The organism is Glutamicibacter sp. BSL13, assembly GCF_052928425.1.
Genome location: NZ_JAVGCZ010000097.1, coordinates 1 through 10283, shown reverse-complemented (window position 1 = coordinate 10283; position 10283 = coordinate 1). Strand labels below are relative to the sequence as shown.

11 protein-coding genes and 1 pseudogene are annotated in these 10283 nt (G+C 67.7%); 7 read left to right on the top strand and 5 right to left on the bottom strand.

The window, feature by feature from the left end:
- The 3 genes and pseudogenes from RCJ92_RS13285 to RCJ92_RS13275 form a co-directional block, all read right to left on the bottom strand.
- Positions 1-205: pseudogene (locus tag RCJ92_RS13285) on the bottom strand (hypothetical protein); the annotation flags it as partial.
- Positions 202-1434 carry an aminotransferase-like domain-containing protein gene (locus tag RCJ92_RS13280; protein ID WP_396277572.1) on the bottom strand — a complete coding sequence of 411 codons (1233 nt, stop codon included), beginning with the start codon at positions 1432-1434 and terminating at the stop codon, positions 202-204. The pseudogene RCJ92_RS13285 and the gene RCJ92_RS13280, both read right to left, overlap by 4 nt.
- Positions 1355-2644 (bottom strand): M24 family metallopeptidase, encoded by a 1290-nt coding sequence (locus RCJ92_RS13275; protein WP_396277573.1) that lies wholly within the window; start codon positions 2642-2644, stop codon positions 1355-1357. Before RCJ92_RS13275 ends, RCJ92_RS13280 begins: the two co-directional genes overlap by 80 nt.
- Positions 2645-2805: 161 nt before the next feature.
- Here RCJ92_RS13275 and RCJ92_RS13270 point away from each other — a divergent pair, with 161 nt between their 5' ends.
- Together RCJ92_RS13270 and RCJ92_RS13265 are read left to right on the top strand one after the other, a co-directional pair.
- Positions 2806-3702, top strand: coding sequence for a LysR family transcriptional regulator (locus RCJ92_RS13270; RefSeq protein WP_396277574.1), 897 nt, complete (start codon positions 2806-2808; stop codon positions 3700-3702).
- Positions 3703-3712: 10 nt separating this feature from the next.
- Positions 3713-4633, top strand: coding sequence for a LysR family transcriptional regulator (locus tag RCJ92_RS13265; protein WP_138927035.1), 921 nt, complete (start codon positions 3713-3715; stop codon positions 4631-4633).
- A 42-nt stretch (positions 4634-4675) separates the two neighbouring features.
- Here the strand turns inward: RCJ92_RS13265 and RCJ92_RS13260 are convergent, their stop codons facing one another.
- A complete protein-coding gene (locus RCJ92_RS13260) occupies positions 4676-4930 on the bottom strand; it encodes a hypothetical protein (protein ID WP_396277575.1) in 255 nt (84 codons plus the stop codon).
- Between the two features lie 212 nt (positions 4931-5142).
- Between RCJ92_RS13260 and RCJ92_RS13255 the strand changes: the two genes are divergently transcribed.
- Complete coding sequence (locus tag RCJ92_RS13255; protein WP_396277576.1) at positions 5143-5550, top strand: SHOCT domain-containing protein; 408 nt, start codon at positions 5143-5145, stop codon at positions 5548-5550.
- Positions 5551-5608: 58 nt separating this feature from the next.
- Positions 5609-5818 carry a hypothetical protein gene (locus RCJ92_RS13250; protein WP_396277577.1) on the top strand — a complete coding sequence of 70 codons (210 nt, stop codon included), beginning with the start codon at positions 5609-5611 and terminating at the stop codon, positions 5816-5818.
- Between the two features lie 245 nt (positions 5819-6063).
- Here the strand turns inward: RCJ92_RS13250 and RCJ92_RS13245 are convergent, their stop codons facing one another.
- Entirely contained in the window at positions 6064-6477 is a 414-nt protein-coding gene (locus tag RCJ92_RS13245) for a TMEM175 family protein (RefSeq protein WP_396277578.1), read from the bottom strand.
- A 323-nt stretch (positions 6478-6800) separates the two neighbouring features.
- On the opposite strand from RCJ92_RS13245, the gene RCJ92_RS13240 reads away from it, so the two are divergent.
- The 3 genes from RCJ92_RS13240 to RCJ92_RS13230 all read left to right on the top strand — a co-directional run.
- Positions 6801-8102 carry an aminotransferase family protein gene (locus RCJ92_RS13240; RefSeq protein ID WP_396277579.1) on the top strand — a complete coding sequence of 434 codons (1302 nt, stop codon included), beginning with the start codon at positions 6801-6803 and terminating at the stop codon, positions 8100-8102.
- Positions 8099-9607 carry an NAD-dependent succinate-semialdehyde dehydrogenase gene (locus tag RCJ92_RS13235; protein WP_446754796.1) on the top strand — a complete coding sequence of 503 codons (1509 nt, stop codon included), beginning with the start codon at positions 8099-8101 and terminating at the stop codon, positions 9605-9607. Before RCJ92_RS13240 ends, RCJ92_RS13235 begins: the two co-directional genes overlap by 4 nt.
- Positions 9608-9843: 236 nt before the next feature.
- Positions 9844-10283: hypothetical protein (locus tag RCJ92_RS13230; RefSeq protein WP_446754795.1), on the top strand; the 440-nt coding region annotated here is incomplete at its 3' end.

Below are 10283 nucleotides of genomic sequence, written 5' to 3'. Positions count from 1 at the left end.
GCGGGGCCACCGCGTCAAGGCTCACGCTGGCGCCCAGCCGTTCCAGGGCCGATGCCAGCACCGCCACGGTGCCCTGCTCGGTGCCGCCGGGGTTCTCTCCCCCGGCGGCGATCAGCTCACCGGCCAATTCGACGATCCGCTGCCGCTCGATCCGCTGCAGGGCCGCCCGTTCGTGGCGCTGCACGTCAAAGACCTGTAGGCTCACGGCTGCTGCCCGCCGGCCATCTCCTCCAGGGCCGCGTGCAGCCGGGCCACGCCCTGACCGATGCGTTCGGGGGTGGAGGTGGCAAAGCACAGCCGCAGCGCGTCGCTGAACGCCCCCGCATCGGAGAATGCCGGACCGGGAATATACGCCACCCCGTGGCGCAGCGCGACCTCGAACAAAGTCTCCGTGTCGATGCCCGCATAGCGTCCGCGCAGGGTCAGCCACAGGAAGAACCCGCCCTGCGGGTCGGTGGCGATGACCTGCTCTCCGAAGGTTTCGGCCAGGGCGGCGCGCATCGCCTGCTTGCGCTCCCGGTACACGCTGCGCAGGGTGTCCAGGTGCGCATCCAGCCGGCCGTCGGCCAGGTAGTCCGCCACCAGCTGCTGCATGGGCGCGTTGGTGCAGGTGTCCATGGACTGCTTGGCGCTGATCGCCAGGGCGCGCAGCGCCGGATCCAGCTCCATCCACCCCACCCGCAGCCCCGGGGCCAGCACCTTGGAGAAGGTGCGCACCGAGATCAGCCGGGGGTTGTCCGGGCTCAGCTGGGCGAAGCCGGGGACCTGCTGGCCCTCGAAGCGCAGCGCCCCGTACGGGTCATCGTCGATGATGAACGCATCCCACTGTGCGGCCAGCTCCAGCAGGCGCAGCCGGCGGGCCTCGCTCAGGGTGCGCCCGGAGGGGTTCTGGAAGTTCGGGATCACGTAGATCGCCTTGGGCGTCTTGCCGGTGGCGGCCACCAGCTCGGGCAGCCGCTCCACCACCAGGCCCTGGTCATCCACCGGGGCCTCCAGGACCTGGCCCTGGTAGCTGAGCACGGTGGAGATCCCGTTGGTGTAGGTCGGCGATTCGACGATCACCAGGTCCCCCGGATCCACCAGCAGCTTGAACGCGATGTCCAGGCCCTGCATGCCCCCGGTGGTCACCAGCACCCGGGCCGGGTCCACCGGCTGCCCCAGGCGCTGGTGGTAGGCCACGATCTGCTCGATCAGCTGCGGGTTGCCCTCGGTGGCCGCATAGTCGTAGCGTCCCTCGGCCGGCCGGGTGTACAGCCCGGCCAGCTCGGCCTCCGGGATCAGCTCGGCATTCGGCGCCCCCATGGCGAACCGCACGATGTCGTGGGTCTGGCTGGCCAGGAGGGAGGTGGAGGAGTCAATGACCGATCCCTTGAGTTGGCTGGCCCGCGAGGCCAGTCGCGTAGGTACGGCGGTCAGCAGCGATTCGGTGGCCATGGGTGGTGTTCCTAACGTTGATGGTTGTCAGTTCGCGCGGTACGTCCGCGAGGAATTCAATGCCGGTGGCGCTCACCCGCACCGGCTCGGAAACTTCGAAGCCCGACCCGTCCAGCCACATGCCGGCGATCAGGTGGAAGGTCATGTTCTCCTGCAGCTCGGTGGTGTCCCCCACCCGGAAGCTGACGGTGCGTTCACCCCAGTCCGGCGGGTAGCCGATGCCGATGGAGTAGCCCAGCCGGGATTCCTTCTCATACCCGGCCGCCCGGATCACCCTGGTGAAGGCGGCGGTGACCTCCTCGGGGGTAGCCCCGGGCTTCACCTGGTCAAAGGCGGCCTCGATGCCGGCAATGGTGGCGGAGGCGACCCGCTGCAGCGCCGCGGCGGGCCGGCCGAGCACCGCGGTGCGCGCCATCGGCGCGTGGTAGCGCCGGTGCACCCCGGCCAGTTCAATGGAGATCGGCGAATCCACCGGCAGCGGCGCTTCGGTCCAGGTCAAATGCGGGGTGTCCGCCCCCTTGCCGGTGGGCAGCATCGGCACGATCGAGGGGTAGTCCCCGGGGGTGCCGGGCACCCCGCGGGCCTGGGCCGCCATGACCTCGGCGGCAACTTCGTTCTGCGGGCGGTGCGGGGCCAGGGCCTGCAGTGCGGTGCGCATCGCCTGGGAGCAGACCCGGCCGGCGGCGCGCATCAGTTCGACTTCGAAGGGGGACTTGACCAGGCGGACCCAGTTGACCAGCTCCCGGGACTCCTGCAGCTGCCATTCGGGCAGGGTCGCGGACAGGGCCATGAACATCCGGATGGAGAAGAAATGCGAATCGCCCTCGTAGCCCACGCGCAGTGCCCGGTCGTAGCCGGCATCCCGCAGGTGCTTGGCCACCCAGTCGCCGGGGTGGATCGCCGGGCGGTGCACAATCTGCTCCGGGTAGCCGATGACCCGCTCGGCGCGGACGCCGATCGCGGTGCGGTGCGCCCCGTGGGCGTCCATGTGGCGCATGTACATCAGCGGCTCGCCTTCGCAGGGCAGCACCAGGATCTGCGCGGTGTAGAAGGACCAGGCGTTGTAGCCGGTCAGGTAGTACAGGTTGGCGGGATCGGTGACCAGCAGGACGTCCAGTCCCTGCCGGGCCATGCGCCGGCGGACGCGCTGTTGGCGAGCTGCGTACTCGCTGCATTCCAGGTCACGATGACCTTCCGGGGTGAACACCATTGTCGTTGTCTTTGTCCTGTCACTTCCACGAATTCACGAACTTTGTGATCTACACCATAGTTCCGAGCTTCCATCAGATAAAGTGGGTGCATCTTGTTTGTTCCGTTAAGCAGAACTTACGGGTCGGAACATCCGCCGACGACCGATGTCAGGAGGTCCAGATGCTTGATTTCAAGCGGCTGACGCTGCTGCGCGAACTGCAATTGCGCGGCAGCATCGCGGCCACCGCCCGGGTGCTGGGCATCAGCGCCTCGGCCGTCTCCCAACAGCTGGCCAAACTGGAGGCGGAGGCCGGGCTGCCGCTGCTGGAGCAGGTGGGGCGCAACACCCGCCTCACCCCGGCCGGACGCCAGCTGGTCTCCCGGGTCGATGAGGCGGTCACCGTACTGGAGGGGGCGACCGCCGAACTTGAGGCCCGGCGCAGCCGTGTCCAGGGCGTCATCCGCTTTGCCGCCTTCAGCACGTTCGCCCGGACCTTCCTGCCCGAAACGCTGCGGCGGATGAACCAGGTGCACCCGGACGTGGTCATTGAATTCACCCAGCTCGAACCGCACGAGGCGTTGGACGCGATCGCCAGCCGGCGGGCCGACGTGGCCATGGTGGACGAGTTCACCCACATTCCCCGGCGCGCCGACGCCGGGTTTGTACGCACCGCCATCACCCGGGACCGGATGGAGATCCACCTGCCCCACCCGGTCGCCTCCGTGACCGAACTGGCCGAACTGCCCTGGGCCTTTGAGCCTCGCGGCACCGACGCCTACGCCTGGTCCCACCGCTTCTGCCGTGACCTGGGCTTTGAACCGAAGGTGCTCTTCGATTCCCCGGATCCGCGCCTGCACTACGAACTGGTCGCCGCCGGGGTGGCGGCCGCCTTCCTGCCGCGCATGGTGTTTCACGGGCTGGACACCGCCACCGGGTCGGTGGTGCGCTGGGAACCGGAGGAGGGCAGGCAGCGCGAGGCCATGTTCCGGGACATCTACGCGGTGGGCCGGCGCGGCAGCCACCTGCGCCCGGCCACCAAGAGCTTTTTGCAGATCCTGCGCGAAGTCGCTTCCTGAAAGGAGAACGATGCTTGACATCCATCGCCTGCGCCTGCTGCGCGAGGTCCGGCTGCACGGCAGCATGAGCGCAGCAGCGCGCAGCATGTCCTACAGCCATTCGGCCATCTCCCAGCAGCTGGCGCTGCTGGAGCGTGAAACCGGGGTGCAGCTGCTGGAACGGGTGGGGCGCAACGTGCGCCTGACCGCCGCCGGCCTGGAACTGGTGCACAACACCGAGGCGATCCTCGCCGCGCTGGAAAAGGCCGAAGCGGACCTGGCCACGTCCCACGAACGGGCCCGGGGCAGCATCACGGTCGCGGCCTTCGCCAGCATCAGCCGGACCGTGCTGCCCACCGCACTGGCCGACCTGGCCCGCGAGCACCCGGCACTGCAGGTGAACATCCACCGCTACGAACCGGAGGAAGCCATGCTGAAGCTGGCCTCCCGCCAGGTTGACGCGGTGCTCACCGATTCGTTCCCAGGCGCGGCCCCCGACGGCTCCACCAGCCTGCACACCACGATCTTGGCCCAGGACCCGGTGCGCGGCTACCTTCCAGTGGGGGTGCAGTTGGATGATGCGCAGGCCGTGCGCCAGGTGCCCTGGGTCATGGAACCGGCCGGATCCGCCGCCTCGCAATGGGCGCTTCGGGTGTGCCGCGAACGCGGCTTCGAACCGCGGATCGCCCACCTGTCCTCCGATGTGCTCTTCCACCTGCGCCTGGTGGAACACGGACTGGCCGCGGCCTTCCTGCCGGACATGGTGATGCAGGAGGCCTCCAGCGCCCTGACGCCCAGCAGTTGGCTGCCGGCCGACCAGCGGCGCACCATCCTGTTCGTCACCCGCAAGGGCGCGGAATCCAATCCGGCCCTCGGCGCGGTGCGCGAGGCGGTGGCCCGGGTGTTCCGCCAACCGGACGGGCGGAACACCACGCACCCCAGCGCTTCCTAGGTTCTGCCTGCTCCGCGCAGACACCTGCGCCATGCTTCTTGACTAGGGCTTGTGATGCACCAGGTAGACCAGCATGGCGATGCACTTATGGACCACGACCAGGCCGAAAATCCCCGCCACGACGTAGCAGCCGGCGGAGACCAGACCCAAAATGGCCAGGCCTTGGAGATTGGGCCCTTCCTCGTTGCCTTGAAAGCCAAACCCCAGGAGGCTCACGCCGCTAGCGACCACCACCAACGCTATCGCGAACCAGAAATACATGAGGGTGTCGTACCCGGGTTTGCGCTTCTGAAACAAGGGAGCCTCCAGAACTGTTGCTTGCCGATGCTGCCTCTTCCCCTGCTAGTTCCAACGCAGGGGTCCGGCTGCCGGCCAGCGTGTGTCCAGCAATGTCGGGTGATTGCAGAACCATAACGTTTACGAGAATCTGTATCGGCACTCTGGGCCTGCATGTTTGACTGGTCTTCTGACCCGCCGGGACACGCCCTCGCGGGTCCCTAGTGAGAGCGATGGATGCTTTGAACCTGGATGAGCTTCCCGATGACATCGTCGAGGCAATAGAACCTGGCTCCGTTCCATTCGACGAAACGCAAAACCCCTTCTTCCATGACTCCGGTTTCTTGGACTCGGTATCCGGCGCGATGCCGGTCTACCTGGGACTCTTCTTGCTGGCGTTCTTGGCGATGGTGGGCTTTATCGTCTGGATCTGGGTTCGCAACTACCGGGCCAGCAAGGCCGCCGGCTACGATTTTTTTACCCTGCAAACCGATGTCGCTACCCGGGTGGCCAGCTCCCAGGTTCTAGCCCCGGCTAAGCCCCTGGAGCAGCGGTTGGCGGAACTGGAGGACCTGTATTCCCGCGGAATTATTTCCCGGGATGAATACGCCCAAGCTAGGGTGCAGATCCTAACGGAATAACGATGCTCCACGAGAATCACCGTGAGACCATCTGAGAGCACCATCCCAGGAGCCGACCGTGAGCGACACCCAATTCCTGATCGAGACCCCCGAACAATCCCGTACCTTCCTCGCTGCGGGAAGCGCCGCGGACTTCCTGCTCGCCGGGGGGTTTGCGAATGCCGGACGGGAACCGCACTGGCACCTGCGCTGGTGCCTGGAGCGGATGCGGCCCGAAGAGTTCATGGAGGTCGGCCAGGCCAGAGTCTTCTGCCAGCACCAGGAATGAGGTCGCCTGTCCGACCCAAAGCGGCGCCAGCCCCCTCAGCCGTTACTCATCGCCGCCGCGCTGCTCCAGGGGGCTTTCAATGCGCCGGTCGGGGATGACCCACACCACCGCGACCGCCACGAAGCAGGCCAGCGCGAGGTAGATGAAGACCGGGGGGCCTCGGGCTTGATGAAGGCCGCACTGGCGATCCCGGCCAGGTAGATCACCAGTGAGGCCTTGCCCTTCTTGTCCCTGCCCAATGCGCGCTACATGCGGGAGTCCGGGCCTTCGGTGCGGGCGATGGTGCGCTGCAGCAGCGCGAAGGCCAGGGCCGCGAGCAGCAGGACGGCACCGTAGGACATCACCGGTGCCCGCGCAAAGCCGGTGTAGTCCATCCATGCGGTGGCCAGCGGCAGCAGGGAGAGCCAAAACAGCAGGTGCAGGTTGGCCCACAACACCCCGCCGGTCACCCGGTTGGTCAGCTGGAACACGTGATGGTGGTTGTTCCAGTAGATGCCCACATACGTGAAGCTCAGGGCACAGGTGAGCAGAGCGGTGCCCACGGCATTCCACTGTTCGGTGAACCCCGTGCCCTTGGGCACGGGCAGCGCCAGCAGCATGACGGTGATGATGATCGCCAGGACCCCGTCGCTAAACGCCTCCAGACGCCCGGTCTTCACTGTTCCGGCCCGTTCACCGAGGCCGCTGGGACACCCTTGTGCCCACCGCGGTGATTCACTGCCCTGCTGTGCATCCGTGTCACCTTCGCGTTTCCGCCCTGCCGGCGTTCTTCGATTATTGTGCACCGCCATCAGTGCGGCAGTCGGCCGCCACCCCGCCGCATTCCCGCCCAACACATGATGTGTAAGCAGGGCTAACAGGAATCTGTCGTATTTATTCGCTTTTCTTTACGCATCGCTGTTCCTAGATTGGAAGCACGCCCCCGCGCTGCACTGCGGACTCGGGCGCGCATCCCAGTTCTTCTCGAAAGGAGCGATCCGGCATGACCATCAACGACCTGGCTCATTCGGCGCCTGCCACCCCCTCCCTCATCGACGGCCCGGCCCTGTGGCCGGCGCAAGCGCATACGCCCAGCGTGCTGGGCCGACAGCTGGTCGTTGAACGCGGCGAGGGCTGCTGGCTCTACACCACCGACGGCCGGAAGCTCTTTGACGGCACCGCCGGGCTGTGGCATGCGAACGTCGGTCACGGCCACCCGGAACTGGCTCAGGCCGCCTACGAGCAGATGCTGCAGCTGGAGACCTACCACATCTTCGCGCGCTACTCGAATGACAAGGCGCTGCAGCTGGGTGAAAAGCTGGCCGCGATCAGCCCGATCGAACGAGCCAAGGTCATCCTGAACTCCGGCGGTTCCGACGCCATCGATGTGGCCTGCAAGCTGGCCCGCCGCCACTGGCAGCGCGAGGGACGCACCTCCAAGAAGGTGATCCTCTCCCGCGAGTTCGCCTATCACGGCCTGCACGCCTATGGCACCTCGATCGCCGGACTGGAGTTCAACCGGGAGGGCTACGGCAGTGAATCGCTGGTCCCGGAAACCGCGCGGATCTCCTTCAATGACCCGGCCCAGGTTGAGGAAGTCATCCAGCGCATCGGGGCGGAGAACATCGCCGCCCTGGTGACCGAGGCGGTACAGGGCACCGGCGGGGTCAATCCCCCGGCCCCCGGTTACCTGGAAACCATTGCCCGGCTCTGCCGGGAGAACGACATCCTGCTGATCCTCGATGAGGTCATCACCGGCTTCGGACGCATGGGCACCATGTTCGCCGCCGAATACTACGGCCTGGAGCCGGACATGATCACCTTCGCCAAGGGCGTGACCAGCGGCTACGCCCCGCTGGGCGGGGTCATGGTGGCCCCCCGGCTGTGGGAGCCGTTCTACGTTGACGCCCCTGACACCCCGATCTTCCGCCACGGCGCCACCTACGCCGGGCACGCCACCGCCTGCGCGGTCGCGCTGAAGCACCTGGAGATCCTGGAGCGCGAACAGCTGGTGCCGCGCGTGGCCGAGCTGGAGTCGGTGCTGCGCCAGGCGCTGGAGGACCTGGCCGCCCGCGTGGAAGCGGTCACCGAAGTGCGCAGCGCCGGACTGCTCGGCGGGGTCACCCTGGACGCCTCGCTCAGCGCCGAACAGGTTTGTGATGACCTGGTGGAGCTGGGCTTCATCGGCCGCCCGCTGCGCGGAAACACGATCCAGATCAGCCCGCCGTTCATCATCACCGATGCCGAACTGCACTCACTGATCAACGCCATCGGTCAGGCCGTCACCGGACGGAGCGTCAAATGAGCGAAACCACGGAACTGGCCGCCACCGCCACCGAATGCAGTACCCAGGCCCTGGTCCCGGCCGACGCCGGGCGGGTGGCCCTGGCCGATGCGGTCATCGAATCCCTGGAACTGGGCGCCGCGGGCATCACGGTGCACGATCCGGCCACCGCCGAGCCGATCGCCGCGGTGCCCGACCGCAGCGTGGATGAGGCGCTGGAGGCGGTGACCCGGGCCGATGCCGCCGGGGTCGAATGGGCGGCGCGCAGCGCCCGCCAGCGCGCCGAGGTGCTGCATGCCTGGCATGCGCTGCTGGTGGAGAACACCGAACAGATCGCGCACCTGATCAGCCGGGAGATGGGCAAGACCCTCACCGAGGCCCGCGGGGAGGTGAAGTACGGGGCCGACTTCGTGCGCTGGTATGCCGAGGAGGCGGTCCGCCCGGCCGGCGGCTACCGCCCGACCCCCGATGGTGGGGCGGACCTGCTCACCCGCAGGGCGCCGGTGGGCCTGGCGGTGCTGATCACCCCGTGGAACTTCCCGCTGGCGATGGCCACCCGCAAGATCGCCCCGGCGCTGGCCGCAGGCTGCCCGGTGGTCGTCAAACCCGCTACCGCGACGCCGCTGACCACCTATTATGCGGTGCAGCTGGCGCGGCGGGCCGGGGTGCCCGAGGGGCTGATCGAGGTGATCACCACCGCCGACTCCGCCGCCTTCAGCCAAGCGGTGCTCGCCGATCCGCGGGTGCGCAAGGTCTCCTTCACCGGCTCCACCCCGGTGGGACGCACCCTGCTGGAGCTCGCGGCACGCAACGTGCTGCGCAGCTCCATGGAACTGGGCGGCAACGCGCCGCTGCTGGTCTTTGACGACGCGGACCTGGAGCGGGCGATCGAGGGGACGTTGGCCGCGAAGCTGCGCAACGGCGGGCAGTCCTGCATTGGGGCCAACCGCATCTACGTGCAGTCCGGGATCGCCGAGGAGTTCACCGCCGAACTCAGCCGCCGCTTTGACGAGGTCACCGTCGGTGCGGGACTGGGCGCCGCAGTGCAGCTGGGGGCCATGATCGATGAGCGCGCGGTGCGGCAGATGCATGAGTTCACCCGCGACGCGGTGCAGCGCGGGGCGCAGCTGCGCACCGGTGGCCACGGCTATGCGGGGCCCGGCTCCTTCTTCGCGCCCACCGTGCTGGACGCCGTGGACCGGGACAGCGCGGTGGCGCGTCAGGAGATCTTCGGCCCGATTGCCGCGATCCAGCGTTTTGAGACCGAGCAGCAGGCCCTCGCCCTGGCCAATGACACCGAGTACGGACTGGCCGGGTATGTGTTCAGCCAGGATCTGGACCGGGCGCTGAATGTCGCGGACCGGCTGCAGACCGGGATCGTGGGCATCAACCAGGGGGTGCCCTCCAACGCCGCGGCCCCCTTCGGCGGGGTGAAGCATTCGGGCCTGGGCCGCGAGGGCGGGGCCGAGGGGCTGGAGGAGTACCAGTCCGTGCGCTTCTACAACATCGCCCGGCGCGACACCTAAACCCCGGCCCACGACGGCGCCGGTTTCGGCCAACCCCTGGCCGGAACCGGCGCCGCGTCGCGTCCGCACGAACCCCGGTTCCCGCGGCTGGGCGAAACCCCCAGTCAGCGTGCCGAACGCCACGTCCGATCCGCAAGAAAGCGCAGTAGGATGATAAATAAATTCGGATCCCGGATAACTACCCGGCGCCGGTTTTCCGGACCCGGGCTACAACGGTGTGGGCAGGAGGCGGGCGTATGGGCGAAGAACGGCACAGCAGTGGTACGACAAGCGCGGCCGTGCGCACCGAAGTCCATCCGGCGTTCCACCGTTTCCAGCGGATCCACGGCTCAGGCCCCCGGCTGCTGTTCATCACCGCGGCGCCGGGCACCGGGCGCAGGCTGTTCGCCAGGTCCTGGCTGGATGGTGCACCCGGAGAGATCCACGACCTGTCCGACGGAAGCCCGGAAACCAGTTCCGGGATCTTTGACCAACTGCAGCAGCTGACCGAACGGCTGGACGCCGACCCCCAGCTACGTCTGGCGGTGCTCCTGCCGGTGGGGCGCTCCACCTGGCTGCTGGCCGCCCGCTACCACTGCAGCGTGGCCCGGCACCGGGACCTGCTGCTCAGCGCGGCCGAGCTGGCCCAGGCACTGGATTGCGAGGCGCATCTGGCCGAGGCGATCCGCGACCAAAC